Origin of the sequence: Acidovorax sp. Root275 (assembly GCF_001428965.1) — a bacterium.
Taxonomy (GTDB): domain Bacteria; phylum Pseudomonadota; class Gammaproteobacteria; order Burkholderiales; family Burkholderiaceae_C; genus Acidovorax; species Acidovorax radicis.
In genome coordinates, this window is sequence record NZ_LMJH01000011.1 from 1 (window position 1) to 20,293 (window position 20,293).

22 protein-coding genes are annotated in these 20,293 nt (G+C 60.5%); 3 read left to right on the forward strand and 19 right to left on the reverse strand.

Annotated features, from left to right (window positions below; genetic code table 11):
- Nucleotides 1-264 precede the first annotated feature (264 nt).
- A complete protein-coding gene (locus ASE52_RS23445; RefSeq protein ID WP_057229732.1) occupies nt 265-2,163 on the forward strand; it encodes an ATP-binding cassette domain-containing protein in 1,899 nt (632 codons plus the stop codon).
- Nucleotides 2,164-2,247: 84 nt separating this feature from the next.
- Here the strand turns inward: ASE52_RS23445 and ASE52_RS23450 are convergent, their stop codons facing one another.
- From ASE52_RS23450 to ASE52_RS23480, 7 genes are all read right to left on the reverse strand, one after another.
- Entirely contained in the window at nt 2,248-3,354 is a 1,107-nt protein-coding gene (locus ASE52_RS23450) for a chemotaxis response regulator protein-glutamate methylesterase (protein ID WP_010465997.1), read from the reverse strand.
- Nucleotides 3,355-3,369: 15 nt separating this feature from the next.
- Nucleotides 3,370-4,119 carry a chemoreceptor glutamine deamidase CheD gene (cheD, locus tag ASE52_RS23455; RefSeq protein WP_198928161.1) on the reverse strand — a complete coding sequence of 250 codons (750 nt, stop codon included), beginning with the start codon at nt 4,117-4,119 and terminating at the stop codon, nt 3,370-3,372.
- Between the two features lie 28 nt (nt 4,120-4,147).
- On the reverse strand, nt 4,148-5,053 hold the full coding sequence (locus ASE52_RS23460; RefSeq protein WP_082606997.1) for a CheR family methyltransferase: 906 nt from the start codon (nt 5,051-5,053) through the stop codon (nt 4,148-4,150).
- A gap of 101 nt (nt 5,054-5,154) precedes the next feature.
- Nucleotides 5,155-5,643 (reverse strand): chemotaxis protein CheW, encoded by a 489-nt coding sequence (locus ASE52_RS23465; protein WP_010466005.1) that lies wholly within the window; start codon nt 5,641-5,643, stop codon nt 5,155-5,157.
- Between the two features lie 56 nt (nt 5,644-5,699).
- Complete coding sequence (locus tag ASE52_RS23470) at nt 5,700-7,844, reverse strand: chemotaxis protein CheW (RefSeq protein ID WP_057229734.1); 2,145 nt, start codon at nt 7,842-7,844, stop codon at nt 5,700-5,702.
- A gap of 39 nt (nt 7,845-7,883) precedes the next feature.
- Nucleotides 7,884-8,246, reverse strand: a complete 363-nt coding sequence (locus tag ASE52_RS23475) for a response regulator (RefSeq protein WP_010466008.1) — start codon at nt 8,244-8,246, stop codon at nt 7,884-7,886.
- A gap of 49 nt (nt 8,247-8,295) precedes the next feature.
- Entirely contained in the window at nt 8,296-8,742 is a 447-nt protein-coding gene (locus ASE52_RS23480) for a hypothetical protein (protein ID WP_010466010.1), read from the reverse strand.
- 182 nt (nt 8,743-8,924) lie between these two features.
- Here ASE52_RS23480 and ASE52_RS23485 point away from each other — a divergent pair, with 182 nt between their 5' ends.
- Together ASE52_RS23485 and ASE52_RS23490 are read left to right on the forward strand one after the other, a co-directional pair.
- Nucleotides 8,925-10,037, forward strand: a complete 1,113-nt coding sequence (locus tag ASE52_RS23485) for an ATP-binding protein (protein ID WP_057229736.1) — start codon at nt 8,925-8,927, stop codon at nt 10,035-10,037.
- A complete protein-coding gene (locus ASE52_RS23490) occupies nt 10,034-10,663 on the forward strand; it encodes a response regulator transcription factor (RefSeq protein WP_010466014.1) in 630 nt (209 codons plus the stop codon). The genes ASE52_RS23485 and ASE52_RS23490 overlap by 4 nt, the downstream gene beginning before the upstream one ends.
- Before the next feature lie 25 nt (nt 10,664-10,688).
- Here ASE52_RS23490 and fliR read toward each other — a convergent pair whose 3' ends face one another.
- The 12 genes from fliR to fliG form a co-directional block, all read right to left on the reverse strand.
- Nucleotides 10,689-11,459, reverse strand: coding sequence for a flagellar biosynthetic protein FliR (gene fliR / locus ASE52_RS23495; protein WP_010466016.1), 771 nt, complete (start codon nt 11,457-11,459; stop codon nt 10,689-10,691).
- A gap of 84 nt (nt 11,460-11,543) precedes the next feature.
- Nucleotides 11,544-11,813, reverse strand: a complete 270-nt coding sequence (gene fliQ, locus ASE52_RS23500) for a flagellar biosynthesis protein FliQ (protein WP_010466018.1) — start codon at nt 11,811-11,813, stop codon at nt 11,544-11,546.
- A gap of 11 nt (nt 11,814-11,824) precedes the next feature.
- A complete protein-coding gene (gene fliP, locus ASE52_RS23505; protein WP_010466020.1) occupies nt 11,825-12,595 on the reverse strand; it encodes a flagellar type III secretion system pore protein FliP in 771 nt (256 codons plus the stop codon).
- Nucleotides 12,588-12,944 carry a flagellar biosynthetic protein FliO gene (locus ASE52_RS25390; protein ID WP_081474695.1) on the reverse strand — a complete coding sequence of 119 codons (357 nt, stop codon included), beginning with the start codon at nt 12,942-12,944 and terminating at the stop codon, nt 12,588-12,590. The genes fliP and ASE52_RS25390 overlap by 8 nt, the downstream gene beginning before the upstream one ends.
- 7 nt (nt 12,945-12,951) lie before the next feature.
- A complete protein-coding gene (gene fliN, locus ASE52_RS23510; protein ID WP_010466023.1) occupies nt 12,952-13,389 on the reverse strand; it encodes a flagellar motor switch protein FliN in 438 nt (145 codons plus the stop codon).
- On the reverse strand, nt 13,379-14,383 hold the full coding sequence (gene fliM, locus ASE52_RS23515) for a flagellar motor switch protein FliM (protein ID WP_010466026.1): 1,005 nt from the start codon (nt 14,381-14,383) through the stop codon (nt 13,379-13,381). The genes fliN and fliM overlap by 11 nt, the downstream gene beginning before the upstream one ends.
- 18 nt (nt 14,384-14,401) lie before the next feature.
- Nucleotides 14,402-14,983 carry a flagellar basal body-associated FliL family protein gene (locus ASE52_RS23520; RefSeq protein WP_029414288.1) on the reverse strand — a complete coding sequence of 194 codons (582 nt, stop codon included), beginning with the start codon at nt 14,981-14,983 and terminating at the stop codon, nt 14,402-14,404.
- Nucleotides 14,984-15,344: 361 nt separating this feature from the next.
- Nucleotides 15,345-16,694, reverse strand: coding sequence for a flagellar hook-length control protein FliK (locus tag ASE52_RS26380; protein WP_241777092.1), 1,350 nt, complete (start codon nt 16,692-16,694; stop codon nt 15,345-15,347).
- A 2-nt stretch (nt 16,695-16,696) separates the two neighbouring features.
- Nucleotides 16,697-17,161, reverse strand: a complete 465-nt coding sequence (fliJ, locus tag ASE52_RS23530) for a flagellar export protein FliJ (RefSeq protein WP_057229739.1) — start codon at nt 17,159-17,161, stop codon at nt 16,697-16,699.
- A gap of 19 nt (nt 17,162-17,180) precedes the next feature.
- Complete coding sequence (fliI, locus tag ASE52_RS23535; RefSeq protein WP_057229740.1) at nt 17,181-18,575, reverse strand: flagellar protein export ATPase FliI; 1,395 nt, start codon at nt 18,573-18,575, stop codon at nt 17,181-17,183.
- Nucleotides 18,565-19,290, reverse strand: a complete 726-nt coding sequence (locus tag ASE52_RS23540; RefSeq protein WP_029414290.1) for a flagellar assembly protein FliH — start codon at nt 19,288-19,290, stop codon at nt 18,565-18,567. The genes fliI and ASE52_RS23540 overlap by 11 nt, the downstream gene beginning before the upstream one ends.
- On the reverse strand, nt 19,274-20,269 hold the full coding sequence (gene fliG, locus ASE52_RS23545; RefSeq protein ID WP_010466039.1) for a flagellar motor switch protein FliG: 996 nt from the start codon (nt 20,267-20,269) through the stop codon (nt 19,274-19,276). Before fliG ends, ASE52_RS23540 begins: the two co-directional genes overlap by 17 nt.
- Between the last annotated feature and the right edge of the window lie 24 nt (nt 20,270-20,293).

Consider the following 20,293-nt stretch of genomic DNA (forward strand, 5'->3'; position numbering starts at 1 on the left):
GTAGCGAAGCCCTCGACTATAGCACTAGTTTTAGGGGCGGCAAGAAAGATGGGAGGAAATTTTAGGAAGCCTCACTCGCCCCGAACACGGGTCCGCACGTCAGTCCACTACGCGCAGCAAGCTGCGACCACTTGTCGCGCAGCTGCACCGCTGTCTATATAGGACAGAAGTAGTAGCGAGTCTCGCCAACAGAGCGCGACCAAAACCAGTCCAACAGAGGCAACGGAGAGCTGCGCAGCCTCTCGCCCCGATAATCCAGCCCTTATGGCACTTATCACCCTACTGGAAGCCCAACTCGCATTTGGGCACGTTGCATTGCTGGACCACGCCGGCTTTTCCTTGGAGACTGCAGAACGCGTTGGACTGATCGGTCGTAACGGTGCAGGCAAATCCTCGCTTCTCAAAATCCTCGGCGGTCTTGCGAAGCCGGACGACGGCTCGCTACAGGTCCAACAAGGCGTGCGAATTGCCTTTGTGGCCCAGGAGCCATCGCTGGACGCTACGGCCACCATCTTCAAATCTGCTTCTGAAGGACTGCAGCGGGTTATCGCAATCCGCGATCAGTATCTGTCGGGCGCGGAAGGGCTTGACCTGGATGCACTGCAATCCGAAATCGAAGCGTACGATGCCTGGAACTGGGAGCAGCGGGTAGAGGAGACCCTGCAGCGGCTGCACCTTGATCCCGACGCTGTCATCGGGACGCTGTCGGGTGGAACCAAGAAACGTGTCGCACTGGCACAGGCGCTGGTGGCTCGCCCAGATGTACTGCTGCTCGACGAACCCACCAACCATCTGGATCTCGATTCAATCGAATGGTTGGAGGACCTTCTGCTCGATTTTCCGGGCAGCGTTGTCACCATCACCCATGATCGATCATTCCTCGATCGCGTCGCCACCCGCATCGTTGAGCTGGACCGGGGTCAATTGCGATCCTACCCCGGTAACTTCGCGCAGTATCAGCTGCAAAAGGAAGACCAGCTAGCGCAGGAGGCCGTCATTTCCGCCAAAGCCGACAAGCTTCTGGCACAGGAAGAAGTCTGGATACGCCGCGGCGTCGAAGCGCGCCGCACTCGCAGCCAGAGCCGCATCAGCCGCCTGGAGCATTTGCGTGCGCGCCGCGAAGCACGCCGCGAAGTGGTCGGCAGCGTTCGCATGGATGTGGCGACCGGTGGCTCCAACGGTTATCAGGGAAAGATCGTCGCGGAGCTGACGGGAGTCGGCAAGTCGTTCGGCGACAAGACCATCGTTCGCAATTTCACCGGAACCATCTTGCGCGGGGACAAAGTAGGACTGATTGGCCCCAATGGCGCAGGGAAGACCACGCTGCTCAAAATGATCCTGGGCGAGTTGGCACCTGACGAGGGAAGCATCCGCCAAGGGGCGAACCTGCAAGTTGCCTATTTTGATCAGATGCGCCACGCCGTCAATCTGGATGCCACCCTGGAAGACTTCATCAGCCCGGGCAGCGAATGGATCGAAATAGGCAGCCAGCGCAAGCACGTCAAAAGCTATCTGAGTGATTTTCTGTTCTCTCCTGCCCGGGCGCATTCCCCGGTCCGCTCCCTATCAGGTGGCGAACGCAATCGTCTGTTGCTGGCACGGCTGTTCGCCCGCCCCGCGAATGTCCTGGTGCTGGACGAACCCACCAACGATCTCGACATCGACACGCTGGATCTCCTGGAAGAGCTACTGGAAAACTACGAAGGTACCGTGTTCCTCGTCAGCCACGACCGGACATTTCTCGACAACGTGGTCACCAGCACGATCGCATTTGAAGGCGACGGCTTGTGGCGCGAGTACGAAGGGGGCGTGCAGGACTGGCTGGTGCAATCCAAGCGCAGCAGGGCCCTCAATGCGTCCGCGCCCACCACCAAGAAAGCTGAGAGAGAAAATTTGAATGAAAATACGGCCCAGGGCTTATTCAATAAGCCTGAGCAGCTATCAAAAAAGAAGCTAAGTTACAAAGAGCAGCGCGAGCTTGATCAACTTCCCGCGCAAATAGCGGCATTGGAATCAGAACAGCAAGAACTGCAAGCGGCCTTGGCCGATGGAAGGCTGTACAGCACCGATCCTGCAAAGGCCACAGCCATGACCGCACGGGCTGGCGAGATAGAGGAAGCGTTGATGACGGCTCTGGAGCGCTGGACAGCCCTGGCCGCATAAACCAGCCGACACCGGGGCAACACCAAGGCTGCGCAATCGCCGGAAGCATCCGGTCTGCGCATGCCAGCTATGCCAGTTACCCCATCAGATTCGATGGTGCAGCCGGTCTGTAGCACCGCGCAGGCGTGCGATCAATGCCGACGCAATTTGCCCCAGCGGCAGAACTTCGTCGGCAGCGCCATGGGCAATCGCTTCACGCGGCATACCAAAAACGATGCAGGTCGCCTCATCCTGCACATAGTTGTAGCTGCCAGCGTCCTTCATTTCCCGCATCGCAGCGGCCCCATCGTTTCCCATACCGGTGAGCATGATGCCGAACGCGTTGCGTCCGACTACAGCTGCGGCCGATTTGAACAACACTTCTACCGAAGGCTTGTGGCGGTTCACGGGTGGGCCGTCATCCACCACCGCTACATAATTGGCGCCACTGCGGGCCACATGAAACTGAGTACCACCTGGGGCAATATAGGCATGGCCAGGCAAGATGCGCTCGCCATTCACCGCCTCCTTGACCGTGATCTGGCAAAGACCATTCAGCCGAGCCGCGAAGCTGGTGGTGAACCCTGGGGGCATGTGCTGAGTGATGACGATCGCTGGCGAATCCGCAGGCATCTGCACCAACACCTCCTTGATAGCCTCCGTGCCACCCGTGGACGCACCGATGCAGATCAGCTTTTCGGTGGACAAGCGGCCCAGAAGCGCTGACGCGGTGGGCGCTGCTGCCACTCCAGCCGATCCTCCCGCACCGCCGGAAGGCGTGTTTTCACGCGCAGGCGCGCGGCGAACCTGGGCCACCGCAGCCACGCGGATCTTATCCACGATCTGAGCCGCAAGATCATTGAGGCCGCTGGCCAAGCCAACACGGGGCTTGGCTACAAAATCGACGGCACCCAGCTCCAGGGCCTTCATCGTCACCTCAGCGCCCCGCTCCGTCAGCGTGGAAATCATCACCACAGGCATCGGGCGCAAGCGCATCAAACGCCCCAGAAAGTCGATGCCATCCATGCGAGGCATCTCAACATCCAATGTGATGACATCGGGATTGAGCTCGCGGATCATCTCGCGCGCCACCAAGGGATCATTGGCGGTGCCGATGCACTCCATGTCCCGCTGCCGGTTGATGATCTCGGACAGCAGACTGCGGACCAACGCCGAATCGTCCACCACGATCACCCGGATTTTCCTGCTCATTAACTCACGCCTTCCTCAAAACAGATCAACAGAACCGCCCGAGGTAGTCTTTGCCACAGTGGCTGCATTGCCGCGCACTTCCTGGGCCACCAAGGCTTCGGGGTGTGCATGCGCCAATCGCTTCACCATGGCTTTCCCTGTGATAGGGAAAAAAACCACCTTGCGCGGATAAATATCCAGGACATCCTCGGAGACGATGGGAATACGCTCCGTATGCAGGTAGTTCAAAACAAAATTGGTGTTGCGCTCTCCGACATTCATGGTCGTGAAGTTGTGCATCACCTGCGCGCCCCCAAAAATCTTGGCCTGCATGGTTTCGCGACGGGCCCCCAGCTTGAGCATCTCGTTGATCAGCAATTCCATGGCATACGAGCCATAACGCCCTGACGCATCCGCAACATCACCGTCGGGCAGCATGAAGTGGTTCATCCCACCCACGTGCGCGCGGCTGTCCCAAAGACAGGCGGCAATACACGACCCCAACACGGTCATGATGATCATGTTCTCGTCGCCGACAAAATACTCACCAGGGAGGACTTTCACAGCGTTGTGCTGGAAATGATGGTCCAGATAGAAAAAAGATGCCTCCCCAGGCTTGCGGCTGCGTGTTTTGAGCTCCTGCAGCGAAGACTCCCGTGCAGGTCCAGTCCCTGCGGAATAGATGTCCGCACTCAATGGCGCAATGCGCGGGGCACGTCGCCGTTCGGACGAGCCTGGAGAAGCTGCGGCCGGGGGAAAAGATGATCCTGAAGGAATATTGGTCATGGGGCTAGGTGCGAGGCAACATGGCAGGTCAGCGGCGCTCGTACACGGTTTTGCCACGCAGCGTAAACAGGTCTCTGGACTCGCTAAAGTTTTCGGCATGTCCCACAAACAGCATGCCCCCAGGTTTCAAGACCCGGTGAATCCGCTCTAGCACACGCCTCTGCGTAGGAGCATCAAAGTAGATCATCACGTTGCGGCAAAAAACCACATCAAAGGGTTCTTTGAACGGCCAATCGTCCCGGATGAGATTCACGCTCATGAAATCAATCGCGCGCCGCAGCTCCGGCTTGGCCCGCACCATGCCGAGATTGCCACCCTTCCCACGCAGGAAAAACTTCTGCAACCGCTCCGGGCTCAAGCCCTTGAGGCTGTCAAGACGATAGACACCTTGCGCCGCAGTCGCCAAGACACGGGAATCAATATCACTGGCAGTGAGCTTGAACGAAGCGTTGGCCCCCAGCGCCTCGAATGCCGTCATGACAATCGAATAAGGCTCTTCTCCGGTGGACGCCGCGTTGCACCAAACCTTCCAGCCGGCAGACGGCTTGCCCCGCAGGTGTGAAGCAAAAATTTCGAAGTGATGCTGCTCGCGGAAAAATGCCGTGAGGTTGGTAGTGAGCGCATTGATGAACTCCTGCCACTCCGGGCCGTCGTGCGTCTCCAACCATCCCAGATAGTCATGAAAACTGCTGTGCCCCGTATCCCGCAAGCGGCGTGAAAGCCGGCTGTACACCATGGCATGCTTTCCGTCGTGCAAGCTGATCCCCGCCCGCTGATAGATCAATGCCTGGACCCGCGCAAAATCTGCGTTGGTCCAGACAAATTCACGCCCCTGAGCCAGCGGCCCCGACGGGGCCGCCGCAGCGGCATACGCGGGGTCCACCCTGCCGATAGTGGGCCGGGTTGCAGAAGAGGCACTGGTGGTTGGGGCCATATTGATCGTCCGACGGGAAATCCTGTTCGCTCCTAGAGATCTGCAAGCCACACCCGCAAACTGGCAGGTGACGGTTCCACCACGTTAGCGACGGAGGCGTCCTACTCGTTGGCAGTCACTAGCCCCATGTCTACACCGGACATGAGCTTTTCGATGTCCAGCAGAATCAGCATTCGCTCCCCCACCGATCCAAGTCCGAGAATGCAACTGTTGTCGATGGCGCTTTCAATATCTGGTGCCGAGCGGATACTCTCCGGCGTCAATTCCATGACGTCGCTGACGGAGTCCACCACGATTCCAACCACCCGGTTACGGAGGTTTAAGATGATGACCACCGTGAAGCTGTTGTAGTCGGCCTGCGCGCAGTTGAACTTGAGGCGCATATCGACAATGGGCACGATGGTCCCACGCAGATTGACGACCCCCTTGATGAAATTGGGAGCGTTCGCAATCCGTGTAGGCGGCTCATAGCCACGGATTTCCTGCACTTTCAGGATGTCGATGCCGTACTCTTCCTGGTCGAGGCGGAACGTCAGATATTCACGGGTGCCCGTTGGCACCGCTTCTGCAGTTTTACCCATCACACTCATGGTGCATTCTCCTTTCGTGACAGCGCCATGCCCCTCTCGGACACAGCCGCTTAAATCTAGTGGCGCGCCCGTCGCACCAAGCCACCGGTGTCCAGAATGAGCGCAACCGTGCCGTCGCCCAAGATGGTGGCCCCGGATACGTTGGGGACCTTGCGGTAGTTCGACTCAAGGTTCTTGACGACTACCTGGTGCTGGCCCAGCAACTCATCGACCAACAGCGCCACACGGCTGCCATCCGCCTCCACAACCACCATGATGTTGCTGGATTTGTTTGGGTCGAAACGCGGCACCTGGAAAATTTTCTCCAGTGCGATCACAGGCATGTACTCGTCGCGCACTTTCACCAGTTGCGAGCCCTGGGCCACGGTGCTCACATCGTCTGCGTTGACCTGGAAAGACTCCACCACCGAAGACAGCGGAAGAATGTAAACCTCATCGCTCACTCCCACGGACATGCCATCCATGATGGCCAGCGTCAGCGGCAAGCGCACAGAGACCTTCATCCCGTAACCTTCAGCGGAATCGATTTCAACCGAGCCGTTGAGCGCAGCAATGTTGCGCTTGACCACATCCATACCCACACCACGCCCCGACACGTCGGTCACCTCATCCGCGGTAGAGAAACCGGGGGCAAAGATCAACTGCCAGACTTCGGCGTCGCTCATCTGCTCGGACACTTCAATGCCACGTTCTTGTGCTTTGCTGAGGATTTTTTCGCGCGAGAGTCCACGGCCATCGTCGCGCACCTCAATCACGATCGAGCCGCCCTGGTGAGAGGCCGACAACGTGATGGTTCCATGCTCGGATTTGCCTTTGGCCAATCGGTCTGCCGGCATCTCGATCCCGTGGTCGCAACTGTTGCGCACCAGGTGGGTCAGCGGGTCCGTGATCTTCTCGACCAAACCTTTGTCCAGTTCGGTGGCTTCGCCCAGCGTCACCAGTTCAACCTTCTTGCCCAGCTTGTTGGCCAAGTCCCGCAGCATGCGGGGGAAACGGCTGAAAACAATCGACATCGGAATCATGCGGATCGACATGACCGACTCCTGAAGATCGCGAGTGTTGCGATCCAGGTCGGCCAGTCCCGCCAGCAGCTGTTGATAAGCGCCCGCATCCAACCCACGGCTGTTTTGGGCCAGCATCGCCTGGGTGATCACCAGTTCACCCACCAGATTGATCAGCTGATCGACCTTTTTCACATCGACGCGAATCGTTGTGGACTCCATTTGTGCCTGCATGGCAACCTTAGGCTCACTGGCCTTTGGCGCCACCACCGCCTTGGAGGCTTGCGCGGGGGCATGTGCAGCCGCCTGAGGTGCCTCAGCATGTGGCGCACCAGGCGCGTCACTGAAGAATCCGTAGGCTTCACCCCCTGCAGCACCGGCTGCGAGTGCAGCTTCTTCATCCTCATCAGGTGATTGGGCTGGCGCTGCACCCCCAGCATCGCGAATCAGCACTTGCTCCTTGGCCACATGAAAGGCAAACAGGTCGAGAAGGTCGTCATTGGTGGAGGTGGTTTCCACCGCGAAGAGCCGCGTATTTGCCTGTTGACTTTCTATGTCACGAATAGCCCCAAGGCCAGGGATATCCCGGAACAGCTCCTTGATGGCGTCCGCCTGCTCCAATCGGCCCAACGGGCCAATCTGAATCTCCAGCATGCGCGCTTGGCCTGCCACCGCCGGCGTAATCACCTTCGGTGCGGGCGCAGCAACCTGGGGTGCTGGTGAAGGTGCCGCAGGCGACGGCGGTGGAGCCACAGCGGGGGCATCACCGGGTACCAGCCCCGCAGCAAGCTCACTGATGCGACGGACCAGTGAAGTGGTGGACACAGCATCGCCCTGTCCCCCCGCCTGATGGCGGGCCAACAGGCTGCGGGAAGCATCGGCAGATTCCAGCAGCACGTCCACCATCTGGGGGATGGGCTGCAGTTCATGGCGGCGCAACCGATCCAAAAGAGACTCCATCTGGTGGGTCAGTTCGGCAACATCCGAGAACCCAAAAGTGGCCGAACCACCCTTGATCGAATGGGCACACCGGAAGATGCCATTGAGTTCTTCGTCGTTGGCGCTACTCAAATCCAGGTCCAGAAGCATCTGCTCCATCTGGTCCAGGTTTTCGCCCGCTTCCTCGAAAAAGATCTGATAGAACTGGCTCAGGTCGAAGTCAGCGCCTGCACCCGATCCTTCTTGGTAGGTTTCCGCCATCGTGGGCTCCTGTGTACTTGGTGATCCTGGACAACCGGCTCAGCGGATCACTTTCTGGATAACTTCGATCAGGCGATTAGGATCAAAGGGTTTGACGAGCCAGCCCGTGGCCCCTGCGGTCCGCCCCGCCTGCTTCATCTGATCGCTGGACTCGGTAGTGAGAATCAGAATCGGAATGGTCTTGAATTTTGGGTTTTCACGCAGTTTTCGCGTGAGTCCAATCCCGTCCAGCCGAGGCATGTTCTGGTCTGCCAGCACGAGATCAATGTTGTGGCTCTCGGCCTTTTCCAGGGCATCCTGCCCATCCACTGCCTCCACGACGTGATAGCCGGCACCCGTGAGAGTGAACGACACCATTTTTCGCATGGACGGTGAATCATCTACGGCAAGGATCGATTGCATGTAAGGCTCCAACTGACTTGAATATATAGGTGAACCAGTGATGTGAGGGTCAGAACAGGTCCACAGAACCCGCATCCATCTCGCTCTGCGTGACGGGATTGGGCCGGTCGGGCGCCATCTCCGCAAAGGGGGCGGCTTCTTCACCATCTTCGTTGCCCATGGCCTCGGAGGCAAGGCGGAAAGCGCATCCTTGCAGCACTTTGGTCGTGTGCCAGATCAACTGGGATGCCATGTCCTGAAACTGCAACTCGGTTACAGCACTCCGCAGTGCTGCACGGGCTGCCACCAGCTCAGGGGAATCTGCAACAGCGGCATCCGTTAGCACGGCATTCGCCTCTCCGAAGCGTTCCAGCAGATTGTCGGTTGCATGGTTAAGCAGTCCTTCCAGGCGATGCAGGTCATGCATAACGACCAGCAACGAATCCTGCAGTTCTGCCGCCACCATGACGGGAACCTGGACAGCAGGTCCTCCAGACGTTGTTAGCGTAGATTGCATCGTTTCTCCATCGCGGCACGCAGCAGCAAAGCACGCAAAAACACAGGACTACGACACCAGCACAATGGCCCAAAGCCCTTGTGCACCCTCGTGTCAGCACCCATTGGACGCTGACGCGGAAACCATCCCAATCGGACAAACACCCTTGTTTGTTCCAATTTGTATCCTATGATAGCGCTCCTATGGTCACCATAGCACCAGACCAGACCCTCAGCATCCTGCATCTTGAAGATTCACTGGCGGATCATGAGTTGACCGCATTGACCCTGCGACGGTCTGGGCTCCACTGCCACCTCCGTCAGGTGGACTCACTTCCTGATTTCCAGCGACTGACTGACACCCAGCCGTTCGACATCATCTTGGCAGATTACCGGCTGCCCGGCTTCACTGCGCTGGACGCATGGGCGCATGTGGTGCAAAAGCCGCACCACCCACCCTTTGTGCTTCTTTCGGGCGCCATCGGCGAGGCGGCGGCTGTGGACGCGATCCGCCTGGGTATTGCCGACTATCTGCTCAAGGACGACCTTCAACGCCTGCCCCACGTCATCGCACGCGCTCTGGAGGTTCACGAAGCCCGGCAGGCGCGCGAACGGGCTGTTGCGCAACTCGAAGCCTCCGAGCGCAGACTGGCGGATCTGACGGAGCATCTGCAAACATCGATCGAACAGGAGCGCGCGTCCATTGCTCGCGAAATACACGACGACATTGGCGGCGCGTTGACCGCCGTGAGGTTCGATGTGGCGTGGATTGGGCGCCACAGTGCCAACCCTGAGATGCAGGAACACGCGGCGTCTGCGACGGAAATGCTGCAGCACGCCATCGGGGCCAGCCAGCGCATCATGATGAATCTGCGCCCCCCCATTCTTGAACAAGGGCTGGTCGCAGCGGTGCAGTGGCTTGCCGCCGGATTTGAACGCCGCTCCGGCATTCCAGCCCGTGTTGTAAGCAGCAGCGAAACCATCCAGGCAGCCGCAGATATCCAGCTGGTTGCCTATCGCACGGCGCAGGAAGCGTTGACTAACATCGCCAAACACGCGCACCCCAAAACGGTACACATTGATCTCTCCGACAAGGAGGACGTGCTGACTCTGGAAGTGACCGACGACGGCCAGGGCATCGACCCAGCCATGCTGGAAAAACCCAAAGCCTTCGGGCTTAAAGGCCTGCATGAACGCGCCAAGACCGTGGGAGGGTGGCTGGATATCAGCAGCCGTCCCGGTCATGGCACCTCCGTGATCCTGTCCATACCGCTAACATCGCACCCTACACCACCAGCCTCAGGAGATGCGCAGTGATTCATGTGGTCCTGTGCGACGACCATGCCGTCTTGCGGCGGGGAATACGCGACACGCTGGCCGACGCGCCCGACATCCAGGTGACGGGCGAGGCTGGAGGATATTCCGAGCTGCGCGAGGTGCTGCGCTCCGCCCCCTGCGATGTCCTGCTGCTGGACTTGAACATGCCGGGTCGCAGCGGCCTGGAAGTGCTCACCAGCTTGCGTGAAACCCACTCCACCATCAAGGTGCTGGTGGTCTCCATGTATCCAGAAGACCAGTACGCCCTGCGCTGCCTGAAGGCTGGCGCTCAGGGCTATGCCAACAAGGCCGGAGACCCCGTCGAGTTGATTGCCGCCGTGCGGACCGTCATGCAGGGGCGCAAGTACCTCACGGCAGAAGTTGCGCAGATGCTGGCGGACAGCCTGGCCCAGCCTACGCCGGAGGCGCCGCACACGGCGCTGTCCGAGCGGGAACTGCAGACACTGGTCAAGATAGCATCCGGCCGCAGGCTGTCGGACATCGCAGAGGAATTGATGCTGAGCCCGAAGACGGTGAGCGTGTACCGTTCCCGGGTCCTGGAAAAACTCAAACTGTCCAACAACGCAGAACTCACCGTCTACGCCATCCGGAACCAGCTGGTCTGACCCCGCCCCCAGGCTCTCTAACGCTCTATCTCTGAGCGGCAAACAGATCGACTGCCTGCTGCATGAGTGCCAGTACGGGTTGCTCCAAAAGGGGCAGCGTGGCCACAATACCCAGCATCCCCACGGTCAGTGTCACGGGGAAACCCACCGCGTAAATATTCATTTGTGGCGCGACACGCGAAATGATGCCGAGCGTCAAATTGACAAACAGCAGAAGCGCAATCATGGGCAGCGCGATCCACAGCGCGCTGGAAAATAGCGAAGAGCCCAGCTCATAAAGGCGCATTTGCCCCAGCGCCTGCAGAAAGTTGCCATTGACCGGAAAGCGGTCGAAACTTTTCACCACCGCCATCAGAATCAACAGATGGCCGTTGATGACCACAAAAAGCAGCGTCGCCATATGCCCAAAAAAGCGCGCAACGGCGCTGATCTGCGCATTGGAAGACGGGTCAAAGAACGACGCGAAATTCAACCCCATCTGCAAGCCAATGATTTCACCTGCCAGTTCTACAGCGGCAAACACCAGTCGGACTGAAAATCCGATCGCAAGCCCCACTGCCACCTGCTGCGCGACGGCACCAAACGCCTCTCGGCCATTGACACTGATGACAGGTTGATCGCCCAGCACGCCCTGCGCGCAAAGGGCCACCAGAAACGCCAGTCCGATCTTGACGCGCATCGGGACTGTTCGCATGGAGAACACCGGCGCGACTGAAAATACGGCCAACACACGCAAAAAGGGCCACAGGATGGGAGACAGCCAAGCCATCAGCTGGGCTTCGGTGAAGGTGATCACGCGATCCTCAGGGGTCAGCCGTAAACGGAGACTGCGAACATCCGGCGACGGGAAACACGCCCATAGCTCGCCCCTTTCATGGAACTAGCCGATCATCGAAGGAATGGATTCGATGGTCCTCCGGATAAAGTCCACCAGGGTGCTGAGCATCCAAGGACCCGCAATGGCAAAAACGACCATGGCGGCAATCAGCTTGGGCACAAAAGCAAGCGTCGCTTCATGGATCTGGGTAACGGCCTGAAAAATGCTCACGATCAACCCCACCGCCATGACCACCCCGAGCACGGGCATGGAGATCATTAGGAGCAGTGTCAGGGCATCGCGCCCTATCGTCAGCACCATTTGCGAAGTCATTGGCAACTCCTTCAGGGCACAAAGCTGGCAGCCAGCGAACCGATCAGCAAGTTCCAGCCATCCGCCAACACAAACAGCATGAGCTTGAACGGCAGCGCCACCAGCACCGGAGACAACATCATCATGCCCAGAGACATGAGAATGCTCGACACCACCATGTCGATGACCAGAAACGGAATGAAGATCATGAACCCGATCTGAAACGCCGACTTCAGCTCACTAGTGACAAACGCCGGTACCAGCACCCTCAAGGGCGCGGTCTCCGCAGTCACACTGGAATCGAGGCGCGCCAGGCGGGAAAAGAGGGCAAAGTCGGATTGCCGAGTCTGCTTGAGCATGAAGCTGCGCATAGGCGCTTCGGCCTTCTCCAGGGCCTGTTCAAAACTGATGGTGTTGTTGGTGTAAGGGACGTAGGCATCCTGGTACACACGGTCCAGCGTAGGCCCCATCACGAAAAAAGTGAGAAACAGCGACAACCCAATGATGACCTGGTTAGGAGGCGCCGATTGGGTGCCCAGCGCCTGGCGCAGCAGCGACAAAACGATCACGATCCGAGTGAAGCCCGTCATCATGAGCAGCACTGCCGGCAAGAAAGAGAGTGCGGTAAAGAACAGCAGTGTCTGGATGGGCACAGAGTAGCTGTTGCCAGACGGCCCGCTACCCACCACCAGCGGCAAGGAGCCAGCGGACGCCTGCGCGAAGGCCGGGGCATGCACCAAGAAACTCACGGCAACCACTGCCCCCAGCAACACCACACTACGGACAGGTGACACGTCAGACATTGGCAGGACTTCCGGGAGTGTTCACTGCGGAAGCTATTTCCAGCGCAAAAGAAGGTTCCGCCTTGGAAGCTGAGTTGGGAACAGCAGAAGGGCCGACGGGAAGCACATGCAAGCAGCTCACCTGCTGTGCCGTCACGCCCAGCACCAGCCAGGTCCTCGCATGTTCCGGTCCGACCTCCACCGTGACCACGCGCTGATGGGGTCCGACTGCCACCGCAGACAACACCCGGGACGCAGCACCAACACCCGCACCACTCGCCGCGTGGCGCTGCTGCAGTCGACGGACTAGCCACGGCAACAAGGCCATGGCGCCGACAAAAAGGACAACAACAACCAGCGTCTGCGTCATGCTGCCACTATCCACGACTGACCCGCCGCAAGCGCTCGGAAGGAGTCACCACATCCGTGAGACGGATACCGAACTTGTCGTTCACCACAACGACCTCGCCCTGTGCAATGAGATAGCCATTGACCAGCACGTCCATTGGCTCACCCGCGAGGGCATCGAGTTCCACGACAGAGCCCTGGGCCAGCTGAAGGATGTACTTGATCGGCACCTTGGTGCGTCCCAGCTCCACCGACAACTGGACGGGTATGTCCAGCACCATGTTGATATCGTTGACCGTACCATCGCCGCCGCCTGAAAAAGGACGGACCGGCTCACCGGACAACGGACCACCCTGCTCCACGTCGCCGGGCTTGTCGTCGGTGCGTTTTTGCTCTTCAAGTGCCTCCGCCCAACCCGCAAATGGGTCGTCCGCGCCTGCATCCTTGTTATCTTCTTCAGTTGACATCTTTTTCTCCCAGCCAGCTCATGTCGGCATTGCGCAGGCATTCTTCGATACGAATGGCGTACTTGGAATTGTGCGTTCCGTACTGGCATTCAAAAATGGGAACCCCTCCGATCGACGCGCGAATACGGGGCTCACGGTCCAGCTCGATGAAATCACCAGGTTTCATGGCCAACAACTGCTCCACGGTGGCATCCGCACGGGCCAGTTCTGCCACCAGGGTCACTTCGGCCGCCTGGATTTCACGTGTCAGCACACGGACCCAGCGGCGATCCACCTCAATGGAGTCGCCCTGTGTGGACGAGTACAGCACGTCGCGGATCGGCTCCAGCGTCGCATAGGGCATGCAAATATGAATTGCGCCTGAAAGATCCCCGATTTCCAACTGAAATGCCGTGGACACGACAATCTCGCTGGGGGTGGCAATGTTGGCAAACTGGGGCTGCATCTCAGACCGCTGGTACTCCAGCTCCAGCGGATAGATGCCCTGCCATGCCTTTTTGTATTCGGCGCAAATCACGTCCACCAGACGGTTGATGACCCGTTGCTCTGTGGGTGAAAAATCCCGCCCCTCGATCCGAGTCTGAAACTTGCCCACACCGCCGTACAGCGTGTCGATGATGCCGAACACCAGCGACGGTTCACACACGATCAGTCCGCTGCCGCGCAGCGGACGAATGGCCACAATGTTGAAATTGGTGGGCACCGCCAGCTCGCGCAGAAAAGCGCTGTAACGCTGCACGGACACGGTGCCCACTGAAATTTCAGGGCTGCGGCGGATGAAGTTGAAAAGCCCGATCCGGAAGTTGCGCGCAAACCGTTCATTGACGATTTCCATCGTCGGCATGCGTCCACGGACGATGCGCTCCTGGCTGGAAATGTCGTAATTGCGGACAGAGCCCGCCTCCGCCACTTCCTCGACCGATTTCTGGCTCTCGCCAGTAACCCCTTCGAGAAGGGCATCGACCTCTTCCTGGGAAAGAAATGAATCACTCATGACTGGTCCTCGCCCGGGTCACTGGATGATGAAGCTGGAAAAGAGCACACGGTGCACCGGGTTACGCTCCGTGCGCCGACGCGAAGGCCGCTCCTGCGCGTCGTCCTCCTTGTCGGCCGCCGCAGCCCGTGGGCGCTCTGTCGAAACCGTGTAACCCAGCGGGCGCGAGACTTCACGCAAGATGTCGGCAGCCAGTTTTTCCTTGCCTTCCCGCTGCAGCAATTCGCTGGAGGTCCGCTGAGAAATCAACATCAGGATGCCACTGCGTATAGAAGGCAGATAAAGCTTTACTTGCTCCGCCGTTTTGGCATCTTCCAGTTCCAGGGTAATGCCGATCTGGGCAAACCGGTCTCCGCCAGGGTCCGCCAGGTTCACCACCATGTTTTCCATGGGCAGAAAAGTAGGGGCTACCTTGGGGGCCTCCTTGCGGGCGGGCGCAGCACCTTCCTCCTCGTCGGCATGAGAACGGCTGGCAATGAACCAGGCCGCCGCGCCACCGCCAATCACCAGCACCGCCACCACAACGCCAATGATGATGATGAGCATCTTCTTGCTTTTGGCCGGGGCCGCTGCGGGAGTTGCGGGAGTATTGGCTGACACAGTGCGGATTCCTTGCTATGGGGACGGGTGGTACCCGCGCAGTCCCTGGGCGGGCAAAACCGGATGGCCCATTATTGGGCGAGGCTGCAACCAATAATAGCCAGAATAAAAGCCCAAAACCATGGCATTCGCTGCGCTAGGCCCTCTGCGCGCAACCGCAGGAACCATTCACGGTCTCGCGGTGGCCGCATGCCCTTCATGGCATCCAGGCAAGGATTTCGTCACAACGCCGCAAGAAGAAATGCCACGTGAGGCACAACACGTTGTCAGCACGCGGCCGCCAGCGTAGCGTCCCCATGGCGGGACCTCGCCCAGGAATGCAGCATGGCGACAGACCGACGGCCCCGTTACCCGCCTGGATTTACACAAAAACATCGACGGCGCGGTCCGCAGCCCCGCCGCGCAGCAACGAGGCTGTGCCCGCGGGCGCGGTGGCGACCACCTGCGCCTGGCGGGCTCCATCGCGTTGGCTCTGACGCTCGGAGCCCCCGGCATCTCCACGCTGTCCTGCCGAGGTGCCGACCGACATACCCGAAAGCACGAGGCCCTCACTGCGCAACAGTTCACTCAGTTGTGCCATGCTGCGGTCCAGCAGTTCACGGGTCTGCGGCTGGTCGCTGCGGAACGTGACATGGGCTTCGTTGCCAGACAACGATACCGAAACCTCCACCGGCTGACCGTCACGGTTGAGCGTGAGCTCTGCATTCTGTGTCTTCTGATTGACCCAATAAGCCACCTGCTCAGTCACCTGCTCTTCAGCGCCCGCCTGGGCGGGATCGGTGAACACGCCGACCCCATCCAGGGAACCAGCCTCCACCGGCCCGGAGCCGCCCCCACTATCGAACCACGCCCCGGCCCCGGAACGCCCTTCGCCAGAGCGCGCCCCTCCGTCTGCACCGCCACCACCCTGTGCAGATGCCACCGGAGACAACAAACCGTCCATGATGGAAGCCACCACGCCGCCGCCTGCAGGATCCCCCCCACCACCGATACTGCGATCCGCTGCGCCAGCGGCGGGCGCACCCACCACCATCCGCTCGCTGGCGGCCTGCACCGCAGCCAAGGCCGACCCCTGGTGGCCCGGCGACTGCAGCATGGCGCCGCCCACCGGTGAGCGCCCTGTAGACATCTCCAAGGCATCTGCCTTTTGGGACAACGCACTCTGCATGCGAGAAAAAACCCGGCCGTGCGCCGTCCCGCCGGCTTGAGGGAGCCCCTCCTTCAGGTCCACCGAGGTGTCGAGCATGGCCGTTTCCGCCACCATCCCTTGTGGAAGGCCGTCCGTGGCGACCAGGGAACTCGCCATAGAAGTCAAACCACCCTGGACGCCCCCCCCTTGCGCACCCGCCCCCACTGTCGATCCGTTTTGCACTCCGGTACGAAGAATGCCGCCTTCCTGAAACCCCTCAGGCGCGGCAGCATCCACCCGCGCGCTTGCGCCGGGTACCAGCAGACCTTGCCATGCCGCCATGGCCGATACGTCCATCGCGCCCTTCGCAGCGTCGGTAGAGACAACGTCGGAAGGCACCACGGAGGCCGCAAGATCCAGCGGAGCGCCATCCCCCTGGGACACATCGCCCAGCGCAGCCATCAGTGCGAGAAAGCCTCCAGCCCCCGGTGCATTCGCATCCGAGGCCTGGGCAGTGGACCGGGGACGTGCGGCGTGGGCGGGTTGGGTGCCCTGGGAAGAAGAAATTTTTGTGGGTTCCATTGTCAATACTCCCGGCCCGCAGAGCCCTGAATCTCACTGCGGTACTGCAATGCAGCCCGCTCATCGGTTTGTTTCTGATCTCTTCGCATTTCGGCCAACTCCAGGTCATGGCGCCGCTTTTCCACGACCTTGCGCAGGCTTGCCAGCCGCAGCTCTGCCTCCAACAAGGCGCGCCTGGCTGCCTCCACCCGGTTCGCATGCTCCCCCACCACAGTGCTCTGGACACTCGCAGCATGGCCCAGGCGGTCCATGAATTGGTAGTGGTGGTACATCACCTCGGGCTTCATCGTCGTGTCGGCCTTCATGCCCCAACGCGCCTGCGTCTCACGGGCATAGTCTTCGAGCTGGTCGAGCTGGGCACACGCCGCCTGCTGCGCAGCCAGCATGTCCTGCAGCACTTTGCGCGCGTCGTCCCGCTTGCGGGAAGCCACTTCCACAGCGACGGCGAGGGAGTTGAGGCTGGACATGGCTCGCTACCCACGGCGTTCAATGGTCCAGCACCGCAGCCATGCCCGCCACGCTCTGGTCCATGGAGGCTGCCTCGAACATGTCCTGCTGCAGGAAATTTGCCATCTGCGGCTGCAGGCGAATGGCCTCGTCCAGGGCGGGGTCTGACCCGCTCATGTACGCACCCACCTGCACCAGATCACGGCTTTTCTGGTAACGCGAGTACACGGCCCGAAAGCGTCGCGCCAGATCAAAATGCCCCCGCGACACCACGTTGTGCATCACCCGGGATGCAGACTGCTCGATGTCGATGGCCGGGAAGTGCCCCGTCTCGGCCAGGGCCCGCGACAGCACGATGTGCCCATCCAGAATGGCCCGCGCCGCATCCGCGATGGGGTCCTGCTGGTCATCCCCTTCCGACAACACGGTGTAGAACGCCGTGATCGAACCGACGCCATGCAGCCCGTTTCCACTGCGCTCCACCAGCTGAGGCAGCTTGGCAAAACAGGAGGGCGGATACCCCTTGGTGGCGGGCGGCTCACCGATGGCCAGCGCAATTTCGCGCTGGGCCATCGCATAGCGGGTGAGTGAATCCATGAGCAACAACACGTGCTTGCCCTTGTCCCGAAAATGCTCGGCCACGGCGGTGGCATACGCCGCACCCTGCATGCGCAAAAGGGGCGGGGCATCGGCAGGCGCGGCCACCACCACCGAGCGGGCGCGGCCGTCGTCGCCCAGAATGTCTTCCACAAACTCCTTGACCTCACGCCCCCGCTCGCCAATGAGTCCCACCACAATCACATCCGCCCGCGTGTAGCGGGCCATCATGCCCAGCAAGACGCTCTTGCCCACACCAGATCCAGCGAACAGACCCAGGCGCTGCCCGCGCCCCACGGTGAGCAGGGCATTGATGGCGCGCACGCCCGTGTCCAAAGATTCGCGCACGGGATCGCGGTCCATGGCATTGATCTGGCGCCGTCCCATGGGTTCGGACACCACATCCTGCACAGGCCCACCGTGGTCCAACGGCAAACCCTGCGCATCCACCACCCGACCCAGCAGGCCTTCACCCATTGGCAAACGCAGCACACCCGCACGCTGGATGGCCCGCGCAGGCTCACCCAGGCGCGGCACGGGAATGTAGGGCGCAGCGGGCACCACGCTGGCACCACTGGAGAGCCCGTGGATATCTCCCGCAGGCATCAAAAATGCACGGTCGGCAGAAAACCCCACCACTTCTGCCAGCACGGGGGCGTGCCCCGGCATCTGGACCATGCACTGCGAGCCCACCGGCACGCGAATGCCCACGGCTTCCAGCACCAGGCCCGTCAGCCGGGTCAGCGTGCCGCGCGTCTCCAGCGGCGCGCCTTCGGCAACACGCGCACGCGCATCGTCCATGAGGCACGTCCAGGCGGAAGGAGATTCAACGGTCATCGCCGCCCTCCTCTTCCCATGGCGACTGGAGTCCCAGTGCGGCAATGGCACGCTGCCAGCGTTTGTCGAGGCTGCCATCCACCACCGTCCCGGCTGATTCGACCAGACAGCCGCCCGGCGGCACCGCCGCATCGGCCATCCATTGCACACCCGGGGCGTCGATTGCTTCGCGCAGGGGCTGTGCCATGACCTCCATGTCGGCCGGGTGGAGACGAACCATGGCAGGTCGCCCTTCGGTCACGAGCATGCCCACAGCCTCTTTCACCACGGGCTGCAACGCATTGGGATTGACGGACAGTTCCTGGCGCACCACCTGGCGCGCAATGTCACAGGCCAGCTCCAGCAGTTGCTGTGCCATCTGCTGCTGCATGTCAATCAGGCTTGCATCGAGGGTCTGCACCACGCCTTGCAACCGCTGCGCCGTTTCGTGCCCTTGCTGGGCAATGTATTCGTCCATGCGCCGCTGCCATTCCAGCGCCGTCTGGGCTTGCCCCTGGGCAAAGCCCTCGGCATAGGCATCGTCACACGCCTGCTGAATCAGTGCCTGCTGCGCAGCCTCATCAATTTCGACCGGGATCTCCACCACAGGCTCCGGCTCCGCCGGCTCAACCAGGTCAGAGCCATCCACCGCACCAAACTTCCACTGCGTGAAATCGCCCACTTCCTCGCTGGGAATGAAGCGCGAATAAGAGCGCTGGCTAGACGAAGGCATCATCACCGCCAGATCCGATCACGATTTGACCCTCGTCGGACAGGCGACGCACGGTCTTGAGGATTTCCTTTTGCTGGGCCTCGACCTCGGACAGCCGCATCGGGCCACGCGACTCGAGGTCCTCGCGCAATGCCTCGGAGGCACGCGAAGACATGTTCGACAGGAACTTCTCGCGCAACTCCGGCACCGCCCCCTTGAGCGCGACGATGAGCGTTTCGGACGCCACTTCCTTGAGCACGGTCTGGATCGCCTTGTCGTCGAGCTTGAGCACGTCTTCGAACACGAACATCTTGTCCATGATCTTCTGGGCCAGATCGGGGTCGTAGCCCCGGATGGACTCCAGCACCACGGCGTCCATGTTGCCGCCCAGCAGGTTGATGATTTCGGCCGCAGCCTTGACACCGCCGAGCGAACTCTTGCGGATCTTGTCGCCGCCCGCCAGTACCTTGAAAAGCACCTCGTTGAGGTCCTTGAGTGCGGTCGGCTGGATGCCTTCCAGCGTGGCCACGCGCAGCAGAATTTCACTGCGCTGGCGGTCGGTGAGGTGCATCAGGATGCCCGACGCCTGGTCGCTGTCCAGATGCACCAGGATGGCCGCGACGATCTGGGGATGCTCGTTGCGCAGCAGTTCCGCCACGGACAGCGGGTCCATCCACTTGAGGCTTTCAATGCCCGAGACATCTCCACCCTGCAAGATGCGGTCGATGAGCAGGCCCGCCTTGTCGTCCCCCAGCGCTCGCTTGAGCACCGCGCGGACATAGTTGCCGGTGTCCGACACCAGCAAGCTCTGCGCCGCCGCCGCGTTGGAGAACTTGTTGATGACCTGATCGACCTTGTCGCGCGACACCGAGCGCATGCGGGCAATGGTCTCGCCAAGCTTTTGCACTTCCTTGGGCGAGAAATGCTTGAACACTTCGGCCGCCTCTTCCTCGCCGAGGGACATCAGCATGATGGCGGCGTCGTTGAGTCCTTGGTCGTCCATGGTCGTCGTCCGTGGGTTCGGTGG